The organism is Pseudomonas sp. FBCC-B1667, assembly GCF_059133255.1.
On the sequence record NZ_CP101437.1, the window covers coordinates 158,642 to 176,570 of the forward strand.

Annotated in this window: 17 protein-coding genes; all 17 read left to right on the forward strand. The window is 59.2% G+C overall.

Features of this window, described 5'->3' with window-relative positions:
• The first annotated feature begins 587 nt into the window (after positions 1–587).
• Positions 588–2,144, forward strand: a complete 1,557-nt coding sequence (gene tssA, locus NL116_RS00700; protein WP_494375602.1) for a type VI secretion system protein TssA — start codon at positions 588–590, stop codon at positions 2,142–2,144.
• A 32-nt stretch (positions 2,145–2,176) separates the two neighbouring features.
• Complete coding sequence (tssB, locus tag NL116_RS00705; RefSeq protein WP_027926311.1) at positions 2,177–2,680, forward strand: type VI secretion system contractile sheath small subunit; 504 nt, start codon at positions 2,177–2,179, stop codon at positions 2,678–2,680.
• Positions 2,681–2,708: 28 nt separating this feature from the next.
• Complete coding sequence (gene tssC / locus NL116_RS00710) at positions 2,709–4,184, forward strand: type VI secretion system contractile sheath large subunit (RefSeq protein WP_494375603.1); 1,476 nt, start codon at positions 2,709–2,711, stop codon at positions 4,182–4,184.
• Between the two features lie 13 nt (positions 4,185–4,197).
• On the forward strand, positions 4,198–4,605 hold the full coding sequence (gene tssE / locus NL116_RS00715; protein ID WP_008150080.1) for a type VI secretion system baseplate subunit TssE: 408 nt from the start codon (positions 4,198–4,200) through the stop codon (positions 4,603–4,605).
• A 10-nt stretch (positions 4,606–4,615) separates the two neighbouring features.
• Positions 4,616–5,122 (forward strand): PAAR domain-containing protein, encoded by a 507-nt coding sequence (locus NL116_RS00720; protein WP_494375604.1) that lies wholly within the window; start codon positions 4,616–4,618, stop codon positions 5,120–5,122.
• Positions 5,123–5,125: 3 nt separating this feature from the next.
• Positions 5,126–6,031, forward strand: a complete 906-nt coding sequence (locus tag NL116_RS00725; protein WP_494375605.1) for a hypothetical protein — start codon at positions 5,126–5,128, stop codon at positions 6,029–6,031.
• Positions 6,032–6,325: a hypothetical protein gene (locus tag NL116_RS00730; protein WP_109626776.1), complete on the forward strand. Its 294-nt coding sequence runs from the start codon at positions 6,032–6,034 to the stop codon at positions 6,323–6,325.
• Positions 6,312–6,779, forward strand: coding sequence for a hypothetical protein (locus NL116_RS00735; RefSeq protein ID WP_494375606.1), 468 nt, complete (start codon positions 6,312–6,314; stop codon positions 6,777–6,779). The genes NL116_RS00730 and NL116_RS00735 overlap by 14 nt, the downstream gene beginning before the upstream one ends.
• A gap of 24 nt (positions 6,780–6,803) precedes the next feature.
• A complete protein-coding gene (gene tssF, locus NL116_RS00740; protein WP_494375607.1) occupies positions 6,804–8,591 on the forward strand; it encodes a type VI secretion system baseplate subunit TssF in 1,788 nt (595 codons plus the stop codon).
• The gene (tssG, locus tag NL116_RS00745) at positions 8,555–9,562 is read left to right on the forward strand and encodes a type VI secretion system baseplate subunit TssG (protein ID WP_494375608.1); all 1,008 of its coding nucleotides are present in this window, start codon (positions 8,555–8,557) and stop codon (positions 9,560–9,562) included. Before tssF ends, tssG begins: the two co-directional genes overlap by 37 nt.
• A 13-nt stretch (positions 9,563–9,575) precedes the next feature.
• On the forward strand, positions 9,576–12,224 hold the full coding sequence (gene tssH / locus NL116_RS00750) for a type VI secretion system ATPase TssH (RefSeq protein WP_494375609.1): 2,649 nt from the start codon (positions 9,576–9,578) through the stop codon (positions 12,222–12,224).
• A 10-nt stretch (positions 12,225–12,234) separates the two neighbouring features.
• Positions 12,235–13,752 (forward strand): sigma-54 interaction domain-containing protein, encoded by a 1,518-nt coding sequence (locus NL116_RS00755; protein ID WP_494375610.1) that lies wholly within the window; start codon positions 12,235–12,237, stop codon positions 13,750–13,752.
• Positions 13,753–13,845: 93 nt separating this feature from the next.
• Positions 13,846–13,986 (forward strand): hypothetical protein, encoded by a 141-nt coding sequence (locus NL116_RS00760; protein ID WP_007894589.1) that lies wholly within the window; start codon positions 13,846–13,848, stop codon positions 13,984–13,986.
• 17 nt (positions 13,987–14,003) lie between these two features.
• Positions 14,004–15,200 (forward strand): type VI secretion system-associated FHA domain protein TagH, encoded by a 1,197-nt coding sequence (gene tagH / locus NL116_RS00765; RefSeq protein WP_494375611.1) that lies wholly within the window; start codon positions 14,004–14,006, stop codon positions 15,198–15,200.
• A gap of 5 nt (positions 15,201–15,205) precedes the next feature.
• A complete protein-coding gene (gene tssJ / locus NL116_RS00770; RefSeq protein ID WP_494375612.1) occupies positions 15,206–15,706 on the forward strand; it encodes a type VI secretion system lipoprotein TssJ in 501 nt (166 codons plus the stop codon).
• Between the two features lie 2 nt (positions 15,707–15,708).
• Positions 15,709–17,040 (forward strand): type VI secretion system baseplate subunit TssK, encoded by a 1,332-nt coding sequence (gene tssK / locus NL116_RS00775; protein WP_494375613.1) that lies wholly within the window; start codon positions 15,709–15,711, stop codon positions 17,038–17,040.
• Positions 17,041–17,045: 5 nt separating this feature from the next.
• Positions 17,046–17,921, forward strand: a complete 876-nt coding sequence (gene icmH / locus NL116_RS00780; protein ID WP_494375614.1) for a type IVB secretion system protein IcmH/DotU — start codon at positions 17,046–17,048, stop codon at positions 17,919–17,921.
• The last annotated feature ends 8 nt before the right edge of the window (positions 17,922–17,929 follow it).

Here is a 17,929-nt window from a genome sequence, read left to right on the forward strand (position 1 = left end):
AAATGCTGGGTGCGTTAACAAGATACCCAAAAAACTGATGTAGGAGCGATCCTTAAGCCTGGAATGAAATGTCCGCGATACTGAAAGTTCCATTTTGGAACTCCGGTTTTAGTTATTGTGCGCCATCATGGTGATGGCACTTTTCTTATCCCCTGTTCTCATCCCGTCATCTTATTTTCTGATTAAAGTGACATTTAGGAATGCTCCTACATTCATCCTTTTTTATTTTTGGCATGCTTCGCGTCTGGCTCGTGGTGCGAATCGGCACTGAATACAGCGTTTATTAAGGTGGAAGCGTGGGAAGGCTCTATCTCGGCCGTTTCCGGCGCGAGGTTGAAGCGTTCATTAATTAAAATGATCTCAGGGATTCCCCTGCTACATATAGGGTGATCTCCTACAAGGCATAAATGCACTTCGTCTTGTTGTTTAATCAGATGCTTGCTAGTGGCCATCATTGTGATTACGATGCGCGCACTTGAAAGAGCACGAACTCAATTGGATGAGACTCATCGCAGCTCTTTGATACTGTCCCGCGCCGCTGAAATCTTCTTTTGGCGTATGACCGTAATCCTAAATAAAGGCCATGGATGTCCTACTCAAGCAAACTTTCCGCGCATTATCTCGAACTCGCAAAAGTCTCTGTTTCCAAAGAGAATTTCGCGGGCGAGGACGTTCGCTTTTCGGGCGAATTTGAAGCGCTGGAAAGCGAGCTGGCGAAAGCCTCGTCCATGCACGAAAGCGGCCAGATCGACTGGTTGAAAATCCGTGAAAACAGCGAAAACCTGCTGCGTACCCAATCCAAGGATTTGCGCGTTGGCGCCTGGCTGACCTGGGCGTTGTACCAGCGTGAATCGTTCCAAGGGCTGCTGGCCGGTCTCGGTTTGCTGCACCATTTATCAGAACATCACTGGGCCGACGTCCACCCGAACAAGCCCCGTACTCGCGCTGCTGCGATCAGTTGGCTGGTGCCGCGTCTCGAGCAGGTGCTGACAGAAAACATCGCGATCAAAGAACAGTTGCCGATGTTCCGGCGGCTGGTCGAACACCTTGAAGGCCTCGATGCCGCTTGCACCGAACATTTGGGCGACGACGCACCGCTGCTGCTGCCGATCTCCCGCCGCCTGAAAAACATGGTGCAGCGCGCTGCCGACAACCAGCCGGAACCCGGCGTGGTCGGTGCCGCCGTCGCCCAGGTCAAACAAGCCGCCACGCAGTTGTTCACCCCCGGCGCACCGATCGATAACGAAAAAGAAGCCCACAAGGCCCTGCGCGCCCAGCAAGAAAGCGCGCGGCCGTTGTGTGCCTGGTGGCTGAAGCAGAAAGCCACTGACCTGCGCGCCTTGCGCCTGAATCGCACGTTGCTGTGGCTGCCCATCGACGCGGTCCCCGAGCGCAACGCCGAGCAAATCACCGTGCTGCGCGGCTTGCCGGCGGACAAGCTCAAGGCCTATCAGGACCGATTCGACCAAGCCAAATACGCCGACCTGCTGGTGGAACTGGAGGCGAGTCTGGCAAAGACGCCGTTCTGGTTCGACGGTCAGCGTATGGTCTGGGAATGCCTTCAGTCCTTGAACGCCGAGATGGCCATGCGCGAAGTGGAAATCCACTTCGCGCTGTTGATTCAGCGCCTGCCCGGCATCATCGAATTGCGTTACCACGATGGCGCGCCATTCGCCGATCCCGCCACCCGCGCCTGGATCAGCGCCCACGTCATGCCGCACCTGCAAACCGCCAGCGCGCCGCGCAAGGTTGAAGTCGCTGACACGCAGCCCGCGTGGGAGCTGGCCCTCGAAGAAGTTCTGCCGATTTTGCGCAAGGACGGCCTCAAGGCTGCCGTGCAAATCCTCAAACAGGGGCTGCAAAGCGCCCAGGGCGGACGCGTTCGATTCTTCTGGCAGTTCGCCCTCGCGCGGCTGTGCTTCATGGCCAAGAAATACGAACTGGCCAAGACCCAGTTAGAGACCCTCGACCAGACATTACAGGACTCAGGCCTGAACGCCTGGGAGCCCGATCTTGCGCTGGAAGTGCTGCATTTACTGCATAGCTGCTGCGAGTTGTTGCCGCAGAACCATGCCGTACGTGAACGCAAGGAAGAGATTTATCGCAGGCTGTGCCACCTCGATCTCGAAGTGGTACTCGAATAGGCCCCCGGGCCACAACCGCAAGGAGAAAAGCCATGGCCAAAGAAGGCTCGGTAGCCCCCAAGGAACGCATCAACGTCACGTTCAAACCTGCCACCGGTGGTGCCCAGGAAGAGATCGAACTGCCGTTGAAACTACTGGCAATCGGTGACTACACCCACCGCAAGGACGAACGCAAAGTCGAAGATCGCAAGCCGATCAGCATCGACAAGATGACCTTCGACGAAGTGCTGGCCAAGCAAGAGCTGAGCCTGACACTGAGCGTACCGAACCGTCTTCAGGAAGAAAGCGACACTGAAGAACTGGCCGTGAAACTGCGCGTCAATTCGATGAAGGACTTCAACCCGGCCAGCCTGGTCGAGCAAGTGCCTGAGCTGAAGAAACTGATGGAACTGCGCGACGCGCTGGTCGCCCTCAAAGGCCCGCTGGGTAACGCACCTGCGTTCCGCAAAGCCATCGAAGGCGTGCTCGCCGACGACGAATCCCGCGGTCGCGTACTGGGTGAGCTGGGCCTGAACGCCGCAGCCCAGGACGCCTGAGTCTCCATCAGCCAAGGAAGCCAACACTATGAGCACGAGTGCAGCGCAGCAAAAAAGTAAAGAGAATGGCGAATACAGCATTCTCGACAGCATCATCGCCGAAACCCGCCTGACCCCGGACGACGAAGCCTACGACATCGCCAAGCGCGGTGTGTCGGCCTTCATCGAAGAGCTGCTCAAGCCGCAGAACAACGGCGAGCCGGTCAAGAAAGCCATGGTTGACCGCATGATCGCCGAGATCGACGCCAAGCTCAGCCGCCAGATGGACGAAATCCTTCACCACCCGGACTTCCAGTCGCTGGAATCGTCGTGGCGTGGCCTGCAGTTGCTGGTCGACCGCACCAACTTTCGCGAAAACATCAAGATCGAAATCCTCAACGTCTCCAAGGACGACCTGCTGGACGACTTCGAAGATTCGCCGGAAGTGATGCAATCGGGTCTGTACAAGCACATCTACACCGCTGAATACGGTCAGTTCGGTGGTCAGCCTGTGGGCGCGATCATCGCCAACTACTTCATGTCCCCAAGCTCGCCGGACGTGAAACTGATGCAGTACGTGTCCAGCGTAGCCTGCATGTCCCACGCGCCGTTCATTGCGGCTGCCGGCCCGAAATTCTTCGGCCTGGAAAGCTTCACCGGCCTGCCGGACCTGAAGGATCTGAAAGATCACTTCGAAGGCCCGCAATTCGCCAAATGGCAGAGCTTCCGCCAGTCGGAAGATTCCCGTTACGTTGGCCTGACCGTGCCGCGTTTCCTGCTGCGTAACCCGTACGACCCGGAAGACAACCCGGTCAAATCGTTCGTGTACAAAGAGACCGTCGCCAACAGCCACGAACACTACCTGTGGGGCAACACGGCCTACGCGTTCGGCACCAAGCTGACCGACAGCTTCGCCAAGTTCCGCTGGTGCCCGAACATCATCGGCCCGCAGAGCGGTGGCGCGGTCGAAGACCTGCCGTTGCACCACTTCGAAAGCATGGGCGAAATCGAAACCAAGATTCCTACCGAGGTATTGGTTAGCGACCGTCGTGAATACGAACTGGCCGAGGAAGGCTTCATCTCCCTGACCATGCGCAAAGGCTCCGACAACGCGGCGTTCTTCTCCGCGAGCTCGGTGCAGAAGCCGAAGTTCTTCGGCATCAGCGCAGAAGGCAAGGCCGCCGAGCTGAACTACAAGCTCGGCACCCAACTGCCGTACATGATGATCGTCAACCGCCTGGCTCACTACTTGAAAGTGCTGCAGCGCGAGCAACTCGGTTCGTGGAAAGAACGTACCGACCTCGAGCTGGAACTCAACAAGTGGATCCGCCAGTACGTGGCCGACCAGGAAAACCCGAGCGCCGAAGTCCGTGGCCGTCGCCCACTGCGTGCCGCTCAGATCATCGTCAGCGATGTCGAAGGCGAGCCTGGCTGGTACCGCGTCAGCCTGAACGTGCGCCCGCACTTCAAGTACATGGGTGCCGATTTCACCCTGTCGCTGGTTGGCAAGCTGGACAAAGAGTAAGCGGAGCTAACTCATGACTGGATACGGCAGCCTTTTCGAACGCCTGGGTGGCGACGCGGACAAACGCGTCGGCTGGAGCCGCGAGGTTTCCGCCATGGCGTCCGTGGCTGCCCATCTGGCCAAGATGCTCAGCACCCGTGCGGGCAGCGTGCAAACGCTGTCCGATTACGGGCTACCCGATCTCAATGACATGCGTCTGAGCCTGCACGACTCCCTGAGTCAGGCCCGTCTGGCCATCGAGAATTTCATCGAAGCCTACGAGCCACGCCTGAGCAATGTGCGTGTCATCTCCCTGCCGCGTGACCACGATCAGCTTCGCCTGTCCTTCAGCATCGAAGGCCTGTTGGAAGTGGATGGTTTCAAGCGTCAGGTCAGTTTCGCCGCGCGCCTGGATGGCAGCGGTCAAGTGAAGGTCAACTAAGGAGATTCGTATGTCCGGCAAACCCGCAGCACGTGTATCCGACCCCACCGCTTGCCCGCTCCCCGGCCACGGCACCAACCCGATCGTCGCCGGTTCCGGCGACGTCTTCTTCGACGGCCTCGCGGCCGCCCGCCAAGGCGATGCCTCGGCGTGTGGTGGTGCGATGTCGGGCGGGTTGGCGACGACGGTTTTGATTAACGGAAAACCGGCCGCCACGGTGGATTCCGTCGGGACTCATGGCAACAAGGTTACGGCGGGTTCCGGGACGGTGATTATCGGGAATTCGCATACGCCGGTGCCGTTTGTGGCGCCGTTGCCTTTGATTCTTCCTGGGTTTGATGAGCAGTTTGCTCTGACAGATGAAGCTGGTATGCCCATTGCCAATCGTAGATATCTGCTCGTTCGCCAAGACGGTACGCAGGAAGAGGGTGTTACTAATGAAAAAGGTTTCACTCACCGACTAGCTCGTCACGAAAGTGCAGAGCAAGTTGAAATCTATGTTGCAAAAGGAGATTGATAGATGGGCGCCGATGTCATCAATACTTCAAGTGGTGCTTTTACAAAAGTCGCTGCGATGCAAAGTACACCGACTAAGGATCTGACGCCTAAACCGATTGTTGTTGAACAAGGGCTGACAGTATTTTTGGGCGGCGCCGGGATGATTGGTGCTTATAACGCAGATATGGTGGCTGCGTTCAAAGAGGCTGGAATTTTAAATGCCGTTTATGGGAACTACTCATCTCTAATAACTGGATGGGATAAGCATGTGCCCGATCTGGTCGACATGCTTAGTGATGCTGCGTCTGTGGTGCTCTACAACCAAGACGAAAGTGATTCAGTCGTATTTGAGTATGGCGAAATTCAGAAGTGCAAATATGGCGGCGAATACATAGAGAAAAAGTATATCTATGGTTTGATCACTATCAAAAGCAATAGCGTAGTGGAATGTACCCCGACAAGCGATATGTTGGCGATCAAGATAGGGCGGGATATTTCAAAAATCAAAACAACGGAGTTTCCGTTGAGCGCATTGGAAATCACCAAGCCAATTCCAAAGATCGGGCAATTCAATATAGTGGGTTACTCTTGGGGCAGCGTAGTCGCGGCCCGTACTGCTATGCACTATGCCCGTTCGGGCACCAAAATAGACAACCTTGTCCTCATTGGTGCTCCGATCAATAAAAGTTTGAAAGAAGCTGTTAGTAATCATCCAAACATCGGTAGCGCAATAATTATCGACTTGAAGGATAAGGGCGACCCTATCTATGCGGGCATGACTGATAAGGAACTTGTCGACTCGGCTCTTGAACTTGGTAGGCAGATGCCAACGGCGGAAGGGCACTTTTACTATTCCGGCGACAGTGCAGAAGGAAAAGCAAGGCGTCGAGAGCTCGCCAAGCTTCTCTATTCAAAGGGGCTACGCTAGATGCTTCGTTATTTTTATTTTTTTGTGGCTGCGGTATTGCTGCTGATGTCGTGCACTGACCCGAAAACCCAATGGTCAATAGACGGATTTGATGTTTATGGGAGCTTGTTTGTTTTTTGTATGGCTCTTTATATTCCGATGATGGCGCTCTCTTTTTATTATTTTGTAAAAGCGTTAACAAGATTTTTTAAATATAAAAACTCTCGCGATGGGTTTTTGTTATTGGCGTCCACTGTTGTGGGTGTTGTTGCTCTTTACAGTTTTAATCACTGGGTGTTCAGTGAAATTTACTAACGATTCGGCGCAGGGCATTCGGAAAAGTGAAGGCTGCCCTCATCAAAATTTTTTCAGGGCAGCACTCTGGTCTCCGCTCTTGGTGATGTTGACTTTGACACGGGTTGAGCAGGGCAACGAATACGCGGCGGTTCTGGACTTGCAACAAATGCTGTTGATCTACGTCCTCACATTCGGCATCCCGGCCTACATCGCCTTTGCCCTGTGGGCAACGCGAGCACTGAACGGAAAAACCGAACAGCAAATTTTGAAAAGCGTGTGGCGCGCACCGCTGACGTTCATCCCTTTTTACGCCGCTCCGTGGGTGATTTATGGGTTGGCCCATGTGCTTTTGGGGAGCCTTGCCGGGTTCCCGATGATGTTTGGCTGGCTGGCTTTTTTACCGTACCTGCTCATCGCCGGCTACGTGGTTTCCGGTCTGACAGTCGCGGTCTACAGGACGTTTTTTTCATGAGTTCCACTACCAGGAAGGTACCCCGTGTCCTTTAACCACTACTACCAAAGCGAACTCACCGCACTGCGCCAGTTAGGCCGCCGTTTCGCCGAACGTAGCCCGGCGTTGGCACCTTTCCTCGGCCAGGCCGGGCGGGATCCGGACGTGGAGCGGTTGCTGGAAGGTTTTGCGTTCCTGACCGGGCGGCTGCGTCAGAAGCTCGACGACGAACTCCCTGAGCTCAGCCATTCGCTGATGCAATTGCTGTGGCCCAACTACATGCGGCCGCTGCCGGCGTTTAGCATTTTGCAGTTCGACCCGCTGAAGCGTTCGGGTCCTGCGTTGATGGTCGAACGCGACACTCCGGTTGAGAGCGTGCCAATCGATGACGTGCGCTGCCTCTTTCGCACCTGCTACCCGACCGAAGTCTTGCCGCTGGATCTGGCCGCGCTGAATTACTCGGTGAAGGGTGACGGTTCGCTGTTGAGCCTGCGCCTGGAGATGAGCGCCGATGGTCATCTGGGTGAGCTGGAATTGAGCCGCTTGCGTCTGCACTTCGCTGGCGAGCGTTACATCAGTCAGATGCTGTACCTCAGTCTGTTGCGCAATCTTGAAGGCATCGAGTTGATCCCGCTGGACAGCGCGGGCAAGCCCATCAATGGCGTCAACGGCACGCCGATGGCGTTCAAGATGCCCGGCGACCGTGTGCAACCGGTGGGTTTTGCCGAAGAAGAAGCGTTGATCCCCTATCCGCTGAACACCTTCCGTGGCTACCGCTACTTGCAGGAATACTTCGCCTTCCAGGACAAGTTCCTGTTCGTCGACGTCAACGGTCTGGACATGCTCAAGGCGTTGCCGGAAGACACGCTCAAGCAAGTGCGCGGCCTCGAATTGCGCTTCGACATTCGCAAGAGCGGCATCATGCGGATGCGTCCGACCCTGGACAACGTGAAGCTCTACTGCACGCCCATCGTCAACCTGTTCAAGCACGACGCACTGCCGATCCGCCTCGACGGTAAGCAGGACGAATACCTGCTGCTGCCCGCCGAATTCGATCTGCAAAACTGCGGCGTGTTCTCGGTGGAAACCGTCACCGGCTGGAAGCCCGGCGGCCTCGGTTACCAGGAATACGTGCCGTTCGAATCCTTCGAGCACGACCCGAGTTTCGACGTGCCCAACAGCCGTCCGCATTACAGCATCCGCCAGCGTTCGTCGCTGTTACACGACGGCCTCGACACCTACCTGAGCTTTGGCATCCGCCACACCGAAGCCCACGAAACCCTGTCGATCGAGCTGATGTGCACCAACCAGAACCTGCCGAAAAAACTCAAGCTCGGCGACATCTGCCAAGCCTGTGAAGAGACGCCGGAGTTCCTCAGTTTCCGCAACATCACCCCGGCTACCCCGAGTTATGCGCCGCCGCTGAACCGCGACTTCCTGTGGAAGCTGATCAGCAACATGTCGCTTAACTACCTGTCGTTGGCCGACGTCAATGCGTTGAAGGTGATTCTCGAAACCTACGACCTGCCACGCTACTACGACCAGCACGCGGAGAAGGTCAGCAAGCGTCTGCTCGGCGGGCTCAAATCGATCAAACACCAACACGTCGACCGCCTGCATCGCGGCTTGCCGGTGCGCGGGTTGCGCACCGAGCTGACCATCGACCCGGAAGGCTACATCGGTGAAGGCGACCTGTTCGTGTTCGCCTCGGTTCTTAACGAGTTTTTCGCGCTTTACGCCAGTCTCAATTCGTACCACGAGCTGCGGGTAAAAAGCACACAGGGAGAGGTGTACCAATGGACACCACGTATGGGCCTTCAGCCGCTGCTTTAAGCGGTCTGACCCGAGGAATACGCGAGTACTCGCTGTTTCAGGCCGTGCTGCTGGTGGTTGACCGGCTGCGCGAGGCCCACCCGCACCTGAGTCAGGACGATCTGTACGACCAGCTGGAATTCCAGGCCAACCCGAGCCTGGGTTTCCCTGGCAGCGATGTCGATCGCGTGGAGTTTTTCCACGAGCACGGGCAGATGCGCGCGCGCCTGCGTTTCAACCTGATCGGCCTGGTCGGTTCCGGTTCGCCGCTGCCAGCGTTCTATGGCGAACAGGCCCTGGGCGACAGCGAAGACGGCAATCCGACCCGCCACTTCCTCGACCTGTTCCACCATCGCCTGCAACGGCTGATGCTGCCTATCTGGCGCAAATACCGCTACCGCGCGAGCTTTGAGAGCGGCGCGCTCGACCCGTTCTCTTCGCAGCTGTTTGCGTTGATTGGCCTCGGCGGCGAAGAGATTCGCAAGGCCGGCGAACTGAACTGGAAACGCCTGCTGCCATACCTCGGCTTGCTCAGCTTGCGGGCGCACTCGGCGGCGCTGATCGAAGCCGTGCTGCGTTACTACTTCAAGCACGCCGAGCTGACCATCGAGCAATGCATCGAGCGCCGCGTGGAAATCCTCGACGAACAGCGCAACCGTTTGGGTCGCGCCAACAGCCTGCTCGGCGAAGACCTGGTGCTGGGCGAACACGTGCGCGACCGCAGCGGCAAATTCCGCATTCACATCCGCGAACTCGACTGGCAGCGCTTTCACGAATTCCTGCCCATCGGTTTCGGCTACCAGCCGTTGTGCGCGCTGGTGCGCTTCACGCTGCGTGACCCGCTCGATTACGACATTCGCCTGGTGTTGCGCCACGAAGAAATTCCGGAACTGCGCATCGGTGAGCAGAACGCCTGTCGCTTGGGTTGGACCAGTTGGCTGGGCCGCGAAAAAGCGGACGGCGTGGTGACCCTGGGCAGCAAAATTCATTAAGGACAGATGACCCATGATCAACGTAGACCTGCAACAACTTATCCAGGCGCTGGACGCCGAAACCCGTCGTGACCTGGAAAGTTCTGCCGAACGCTGTGTCGCCCGTGGCGGCAGCAAGATCCTCGTCGAAGATTTGCTGCTGGGCTTGCTGGAGCGTCCGCAAGGCCTGCTCGCACGCGCGCTGCAAGACGCCGAAGTGGATGCCGGTGAACTGAGCGCCGCCCTGCAGTCGCGGGTCGAGCACAGCGCTTCGCGCAACCCGGTGTTTGCCCCGGAGCTGGTGCAATGGCTGCAGGATGCCTTGCTGGTGGCCAACCTTGAACTGGGCCAGACCCAGGTCGAACAGGCCGCGCTTATCCTCGCCTTGCTGCGCAACCCGATGCGCTATGCCGGCAGCCGCTACCAGGCATTGCTGGCGAAGTTGAACATTGATCGCCTGAAAGAATTTGCCCTGTCGCAGAAAGAACAGCCGGCCACCGGCAAACCCGCCGTGCCGGGCGAATCCTTGCTGCAGCGCTTTACCCACAACCTGACGCAACAAGCCCGCGACGGCAAACTCGACCCGGTACTGTGCCGCGACGGCGCGATCCGGCAGATGGTCGACATCCTCGCCCGTCGCCGCAAGAACAACCCGATTGTGGTCGGTGAAGCCGGTGTGGGTAAAACCGCGATCGTCGAAGGCCTGGCTTCGCGCATCGCCGCCGGTGAAGTGCCGCATGTCCTGAAAGGCGTCGAGCTGCTGTCGCTGGACATGGGCCTGTTGCAGGCCGGCGCCAGCGTCAAAGGTGAATTCGAACGTCGCCTCAAGGGCGTGATCGACGAAGTCAAAGCCTCGCCGAAACCGATCATCCTGTTCATCGACGAAGCCCACACGCTGATCGGCGCGGGCGGCAATGCCGGCGGTTCCGACGCCGCCAACCTGCTCAAACCCGCACTGGCCCGTGGTGAGTTGCGCACCATCGCAGCGACCACGTGGGCGGAGTACAAAAAATACTTCGAGAAAGACCCGGCGCTGGCCCGGCGCTTCCAACCGGTGCAACTGCACGAGCCGACCGTCATCGAAGCGGTGACCATCCTTCGCGGCCTGGCTCAGGTGTACGAGAAGAGCCACGGCATCTACCTGCGCGATGACGCCGTCGTTTCCGCTGCCGAACTGTCCGCCCGTTACCTCGCCGGCCGGCAACTGCCGGACAAAGCCGTCGACGTACTCGACACCGCTTGCGCGCGCGTGCGCATCAGCCTTGCCGCTGCCCCGGAAAGCCTCGAACGCCTGCGTGGCGAACTGGCTGAAGGCGGTCGTCAGCGTCAGGCCCTGCGCCGTGATGCCGAAGCCGGTTTGTCGATCGATCACGAAGCGTTGAACGGGTTGGAAGCGCGGCTGGAAGAAGCTGAAGACGAAAGGGCGGTGCTGGAAACCCTGTGGACCGAACAGAAGGTATTGGCCGAACGCCTGTTGGACCTGCGCCAACAACTGGCCAGGGCGCGTGAAGCCGCTGCCGTCGAACCGACCGTCACGGTTGAAGAAGACGCTGAAGGCACGGTGATTGAAACGCTGCCAGTGGACGAAGCGCACAGCGTCGAAACCCTCGAAGCCGCGCTCAACGACACGCACAAAACCCTGACAGCACTGCAAGTCAAAGAACGTCTGGTGAGCTTCGAAGTCTGCCCGCGTCTGGTCGCTGAAGTGATCAGCGCCTGGACCGGCGTGCCCTTGGCGCAACTGGCCCGCGAGCACAACGCCAAGGTCGCGAGCTTTGCCACCGACCTGCGTACGCGCATCCGTGGTCAGGAACAAGCCGTTCACGCGCTGGACCGTTCGATGCGCGCCACCGCTGCCGGCCTCAACAAACCGGACGCACCCGTTGGCGTGTTCCTGTTGGTCGGCCCGAGCGGCGTCGGCAAAACCGAAACCGCACTGGCCCTGGCTGATTTGCTCTACGGCGGTGATCGTTTCATCACCACCATCAACATGTCCGAGTTCCAGGAGAAACACACGGTTTCGCGCCTGATCGGAGCGCCGCCAGGTTACGTCGGTTACGGCGAGGGTGGCATGCTCACCGAAGCCGTGCGTCAGAAGCCGTACTCCGTCGTGCTGCTTGATGAAGTCGAAAAAGCCGACCCGGACGTGCTCAATCTGTTCTACCAAATTTTCGACAAAGGCGTGGCCAACGACGGAGAAGGGCGCGAGATCGACTTCCGCAACACGCTGATCCTGATGACCTCCAACCTGGGCAGCGACCGCATCAGTGAACTCTGCGAAAACGGCGCGCGACCGACCGCCGAAGTGCTTGAAGAAACCATCCGCCCGGTCCTCAGCAAACACTTCAAACCGGCACTGTTGGCGCGCATGCGCGTGGTGCCTTACTACCCGGTCGGCGGCCCGGTGCTGCGCGAGCTGATCGAAATCAAACTCGGTCGTTTGGGCGAGCGCCTGAACCGTCGTCAACTGGATTTCACTTACTGCCAGAACCTCGTCGATCATCTGGCCGAACGCTGCACCCAAAGCGACAGCGGCGCGCGCCTGATCGACCACTTGCTGGACCTGCACGTACTGCCGCTGGTGGCCGACCGCTTGCTCGACGCGATGGCCACCGGTGAAAGCCTCAAGCGTGTGCATGCCACGCTCGACGGTGACGCCAGCGTGATCTGCGAGTTCGCCTGAGGTGGGTGTGATGTTCACTCAAGTCTCGCAACCGCTGGTCTATGCCGAAGCCTTGCTGGCGCAGTTCGCCAGCCTGTCGCGTGCGGCGGACAGTGCTGCGTTGCTGGGTGACTTCGTGCGCGGTCTGGCCGAGCTCAGCGATTGCGAACTGACGCAGCTGTACCTGCTGGACGCGACCCACACCTGCCTGGGAATGAATGCCGAGTGCCTGAACGGCATCCTGCAACCCCGGGAAGCGGCGAGCCTGCCGGCGGATTACAACGGCGAACAACTGCTGCAATTCGCGCTGTGCCAGAACCGCGTGGTGAGCCTCAGCGAATTGAGCGGCAGCCTGCACGAAACGAGTTTCCTGCCGCCGCAGGCCACGCCCTGGCAGTCGTTGCTGTGCGTGCCGCTGGTCAATCAGCAGAAGTCGGTTGAAGGCTTGTTGCTGTGCGCCAGTCACCGGCACATCGACCTGCAAGGCTTAGCCGATTCCCTCGGGCAACTGGGTTCGTTCGTGCTCGGCCAACTGCATTTGCTGCAACGTCTGCGTCAGCCAACCAGTGATGCGCGGCCAGTGAAGGTCAGCGTTCCGAGCGCCAGCGGTTACGGTTTGATCGGCAAGAGTTCGGCCATGCGCCAGACCTATTCGCTGATCAGCAAAGTCCTGCACAGCCCTTACACCGTGCTGTTGCGCGGCGAAACCGGCACCGGCAAGGAAGTGGTGGCGCGGGCGATTCACGATTGCGGTCCGCGCCGTTCTCAGGCGTTCATCGTGCAGAACTGCGCGGCGTTCCCCGAGAACCTGCTGGAAAGCGAGCTGTTTGGCTACCGCAAAGGTGCCTTCACCGGCGCTGACCGCGACCGCGCCGGGCTGTTCGATGCGGCCAATGGAGGCACCTTGCTGCTCGATGAAATCGGCGACATGCCGTTGTCGCTGCAAGCCAAGTTGCTGCGCGTGTTGCAGGAAGGCGAGATCCGACCATTGGGTTCCAACGACACCCACAAGATCGATGTGCGCATCATTGCCGCGACGCACCGGGATCTGTCGGTGCTGGTCAGCGAAGGCAAGTTCCGCGAGGACTTGTACTACCGCCTCGCGCAATTTCCGATCGAGTTGCCGGCCCTGCGTCAGCGTGAAGGCGACATCCTCGACCTGGCACGACACTTTGCTGAAAAAGCGTGCTCGTTCTTGCAACGCGACGCGGTGCGTTGGTCCGATGCTGCGCTGGAGCACCTGTCCGGTTATGCCTTTCCCGGCAATGTGCGCGAACTTAAAGGCCTGGTCGAACGCGCTGTTCTGTTGTGCGAGGGCGGCGAGTTGCTGGCCGAGCATTTCTCCCTGCGCATGGAAGCCATGCCGGAAGACAACAGCCTGAACCTGCGCGAACGCCTGGAACAGGTCGAGCGCAGCCTGCTGCTCGATTGCCTGCGCAAAAACGACGGCAACCAGACCCTCGCCGCCCGCGAACTCGGCCTGCCACGGCGCACGCTGCTGTACCGCCTCGGTCGCCTGAATATCAACCTGGGTGACTTCGATGGGTAGGCAAATGTCCGTCGATTTCACCTCAACCGCTTCTAACAGCGCCGCCCAAACGGGTCGGCGCGTTGTGCTTTGTCTACCTCTGGAGACCCTCTGATGCCTGTTCGTCACTGGCAAGCCGTCCTGCTGACCCTCGTCGTTTTATGCGGCCTCGGCGGCTGTAGCGGCAATTACAAATACAACGACAACACCTATCGCCCATTGGGTGATCCGCAGGCGGTCAATCGCGGCAAGTGACCGCAAGGAGTATCACCATGGAACTGGTTTTCGAAATGCTCAACACCAAGCAATTCGTGCCCACGGACTTGTGCCAAAAGACCTTCAAACAGGCCGGTGGCGTCATCGGTCGGGGCGAAGATTGCGACTGGATCATTCCGGACCGCAAGCGGCATCTGTCCAATCACCACGCGTTGATCAGCTACCGCGATGGCACGTTTTTCCTGACCGATACCAGCAGCAACGGCATCCAGAACAGCGAAAGCGGTGCACGCCTGCGCAAGGGCGAAGCCATGCGTATCGAGCACGGCAGCGTCTATGTGCTGGGTGATTTCGAGATCCGCGCGCGGCTGGTGCGTGACCCGGCGACCTTCGACGTTGAAGTTGGCCGTCCGCAAGCGGCAGGCAGCATCATTCCGGATGACGCGTTCCTCGACCTCGACCCGCTCAATGCACTGGATCAGCAAGAGCGTGTGTATTCGGAAATCGAGCAATTGATCTCCCCGAGCACCACGATCGAAGACTCTCGTCAGCGCGCCGATTACGCCCGTATCGACATGGAAAGCCTGATGGTCCCGGAGCTGATCAACGCCCCGGTCGAACCCGCCCCGGCCCCGCCGCCGAAAGCGGTGGAGCGTCAGAGCGAAGGCTTTTGGGAGCATTTCGGTGCCGCGCTGGGCGTGGATCTCAAGGGCCTCGATCACGACGCCCGCGAAGCCTTGGCGTTGAACGCGGCACGCTTGCTGAAGCAAAGCGTCGGCGGTTTGCAGCAGAGCCTGCGCACCCGCAGCGAACTGAAAAACGAACTGCGCCTGGCCCAGACCACCGTGCAAGGTTCGCAAAAGAACCCGCTGAAATTCGCCGTCGATGCCGGTGAAGCACTGGGCATTTTGTTGCAGCCGAACAAGCCGGGCCAGTTGCCGGCAGAACAAGCGATCTCGCGCGCGTTCCGCGATGTGCAGGCGCATCAGGTCGCGCTGCTGACCGCCAGCCGCGCCGCCGTTCGCGGCACGCTGGAGCACTTCTCGCCACAGCAATTGACCCTGCGTTTCGAGCGCGACAACAAGCCGTTGGTCGCCACCTCGGGCAGTCGCTGGAGAGCCTACGGTCGTTATCACCAGGCCCTGCGTCAGGACGATGACTGGAGCGAGCGCCTGTTGGCCCGCGACTTCGCTCAGGCCTACGAAGAACAGATCCGCCTGATTTCAACCCTACACACCGACCACCAAGGATGATGCGCATGTCTCGCTGCTCGACCGCTTTTTTCAAGACGCTGACGACGCTCATGGCCCTGTTGCTGTTGGCCGGCTGCTCGTCACTGTCGCCGTATTCGACAGTCACCAAGCTCAACCTGAAACTGACCGCCAGCGATCAGCTGAACCCGGACCTCAACGGGCGTCCGTCGCCGATTGTTGTGCGCCTGTTCGAGCTCAAGCACCCGGTGACGTTCGAAAACGCCGATTTCTTCAGCCTGTATGAACGCGCCAAGGAATCCCTGGCCCCAGACCTGGTGGCCAGCGAAGAACTCGAGCTGCGCCCGGGCGAAACCGTCGAGCTGAAACTCAGTGTGGAGGAGGGCAGCCGCTACGTTGGTGTGCTCGCCGCCTACCGCGACCTGCCGGAAACCAAATGGCGCTACACCGTGCAAATCACCCCGGTGGAAGTCACCGACGCTGACCTGACGCTCGATCAGGCCGGTATCCGCAGCAGCCTCGAAACGCTCGCCAAGGCGGATGACTGATCATGAATAACCATAAAGTCATTTGGCAGGAAGGCATGCTGCTGCGCCCGCAGCACTTCCAGCACAACGATCGTTACTACGATCACCAGATGAAGACCCGCACCCAGTTGCTGGGCAGTTACACCTGGGGCTTCCTCAATCTGGACATCGACTTGCAGTTCCTAAACATGGGCAAACTGGTGATCAGCCAGGCCTCGGGGATTCTGCCGGACGGCAGCCTGTTCGAGCTCGGCGGCAACACCGAACCGCTGGCACTGGACGTGCCGCCGAACACCGGCAACACGCCGATTTACCTGGCGCTGCCGCTGGTGACCGGCAACCACATCGAGGCGCGCCGTCCGGAGCAATCCGACGTGCTGGCGCGCTACACCGCGTACGAAGCCGAAGTGGCCGACTCCAACGCCGGTGATGATTCCGCCAGCCAGGTGCGCTGTGGTCGCCCGGACTTCAAACTGTTGCTCGGCGAGCAACAGAGCGACCAGGCCTACGTGAAACTGAAGATCTGCGACGTGCTCGACACCACGCCCGACGGCGTGATCAGCCTCGACCCGGATTTCGTGCCGACCTACATTCAGGCGCATTCCTCCAGCTACCTGCTGTCGTGCCTCAAAGAAGTGATCAGCATGCTTGGTCACCGTGGTGACACCATTGCCGACCGCATCCGTTCCAACGGCAAGGTCGGTGGCGCGGAAGTCGGCGACTTCATGATGCTGCAACTGATTAACCGCACCGAGTTGCTGCTGCGTCACTACCTCGGTCTGGAACAGGTCCACCCGGAAGAGTTGTACCGCACGTTGCTGACCATGCTCGGTGACCTGGCGACCTTCTCCAGCGACAGCAAACGCCCGCGCCTGGACAGCCGTTACCAGCACAGCGATCAGGGCGCGAGCTTTCGCAAGTTGATGGAAGCGATCCGTCAGGTGTTGTCGATGGTGCTGGAACAGCACGCCATCGAACTGATCCTGCAGGAACGTCAGTACGGGATCATCGTCTCGCCGTTGCACGACCACAAACTGCTGGGCTCGGCGTCGTTCGTGCTGGCCGCCAGTGCCAACTGCGATTCCGAAGAACTGCGCCACCGCTTGCCGGCGCACCTCAAAGTCGGCCCGGTGGAGCGCATCCGCCAACTGGTCAACCTGCACCTGCCGGGCATCAAGGTCAAACCGTTGCCGGTGGCCCCGCGGCAGATCGCGTTCCACTCCAACAAAACCTATTTCATCCTCGAACTCAGTTCGGGAGACCTGGCAGACCTGGAGCGCTCCGGCGGCTTCGCGTTCCACGTTTCCGGTGAATTTGCCGAGCTCGAGCTGAAATTCTGGGCCATCAGGAACTGACTGAAATGATTAAGGACATGGAACACCATCAGGACGATAAAACCGTCTTGCTCGACCGCCAGGGCCACGGCCCGGCGCAAAGTCCGCTGACCGATTTCGCGGCACCACCGCGTTTCGAACAGCTCGAAGAACGCATGATCTACGCCGCGCGTCTGCGACCGGCCGAAGCGTTCAACATCAGCCTCAATTCGCTGGTGGCGGCCGCCTCCGAGCTGTTGTCCGAAGTGGTGCGACTCAAGCACAGCGGCGCCCGCGAAGACATGTATGCGCTCAACGAGCGACTGACCGCCGGGCTCAAGCTGTTTGAAGTGCGCGCACTGCACAACGGCGCCGAAAGCAGCCAGGTGATGGCCGCGCGTTACGTGCTGTGCACCGTGGTCGACGAAGCCGTCGTGACCACGCCGTGGGGCAACGAAAGCGAATGGTCGCAGATGAGCCTGCTCAGCAGCTTCCACAACGAAACCTTCGGTGGCGAGAAGTTCTTCCAGCTGCTGGATCGCCTGTCGAAAAACCCGGTCAAGCACCTGCCGATGCTGGAGCTGATGTACCTGTGCCTGTCCCTGGGTTTCGAAGGCAAGTACCGCGTACAAGCGCGCGGCATGCTCGAACTCGAAGGCATCCGCGATGCTTTGTACCGGCAGATCCGCCAACTGCGTGGCGACGTGCCGCGTGAACTGTCGCCACATTGGGAAGGCCTGAACGATCAGCGCCGCAGCCTGGTGCGCATTGTGCCGGCGTGGATGGTGGTGCTGTTCACCTTCGTCTGCCTGGTGGTGATGTATTCGGGTTTCGCCTGGGTATTGGGCGAGCAACGCGAAACCGTTCTGCAACCTTTTCAGCAGCTAGATCCGGCCGCGGTCCAGCCGCAGTCGCAGCCGTAAACAGGGAC

What these genes read in the sequence shown, in the direction of transcription:
- tssA (WP_494375602.1), top strand. Translation starts at nt 588, where the DNA reads ATGTCCTACTCAAGCAAACTTTCCGCGCATTATCTCGAACTCGCAAAA.
- tssB (WP_027926311.1), top strand. Translation starts at nt 2,177, where the DNA reads ATGGCCAAAGAAGGCTCGGTAGCCCCCAAGGAACGCATCAACGTCACG.
- tssC (WP_494375603.1), top strand. Translation starts at nt 2,709, where the DNA reads ATGAGCACGAGTGCAGCGCAGCAAAAAAGTAAAGAGAATGGCGAATAC.
- tssE (WP_008150080.1), top strand. Translation starts at nt 4,198, where the DNA reads ATGACTGGATACGGCAGCCTTTTCGAACGCCTGGGTGGCGACGCGGAC.
- NL116_RS00720 (WP_494375604.1), top strand. Translation starts at nt 4,616, where the DNA reads ATGTCCGGCAAACCCGCAGCACGTGTATCCGACCCCACCGCTTGCCCG.
- NL116_RS00725 (WP_494375605.1), top strand. Translation starts at nt 5,126, where the DNA reads ATGGGCGCCGATGTCATCAATACTTCAAGTGGTGCTTTTACAAAAGTC.
- NL116_RS00730 (WP_109626776.1), top strand. Translation starts at nt 6,032, where the DNA reads ATGCTTCGTTATTTTTATTTTTTTGTGGCTGCGGTATTGCTGCTGATG.
- tssG (WP_494375608.1), top strand. Translation starts at nt 8,555, where the DNA reads ATGGACACCACGTATGGGCCTTCAGCCGCTGCTTTAAGCGGTCTGACC.
- tssH (WP_494375609.1), top strand. Translation starts at nt 9,576, where the DNA reads ATGATCAACGTAGACCTGCAACAACTTATCCAGGCGCTGGACGCCGAA.
- NL116_RS00755 (WP_494375610.1), top strand. Translation starts at nt 12,235, where the DNA reads ATGTTCACTCAAGTCTCGCAACCGCTGGTCTATGCCGAAGCCTTGCTG.
- NL116_RS00760 (WP_007894589.1), top strand. Translation starts at nt 13,846, where the DNA reads ATGCCTGTTCGTCACTGGCAAGCCGTCCTGCTGACCCTCGTCGTTTTA.
- tagH (WP_494375611.1), top strand. Translation starts at nt 14,004, where the DNA reads ATGGAACTGGTTTTCGAAATGCTCAACACCAAGCAATTCGTGCCCACG.
- tssJ (WP_494375612.1), top strand. Translation starts at nt 15,206, where the DNA reads ATGTCTCGCTGCTCGACCGCTTTTTTCAAGACGCTGACGACGCTCATG.
- tssK (WP_494375613.1), top strand. Translation starts at nt 15,709, where the DNA reads ATGAATAACCATAAAGTCATTTGGCAGGAAGGCATGCTGCTGCGCCCG.
- icmH (WP_494375614.1), top strand. Translation starts at nt 17,046, where the DNA reads ATGATTAAGGACATGGAACACCATCAGGACGATAAAACCGTCTTGCTC.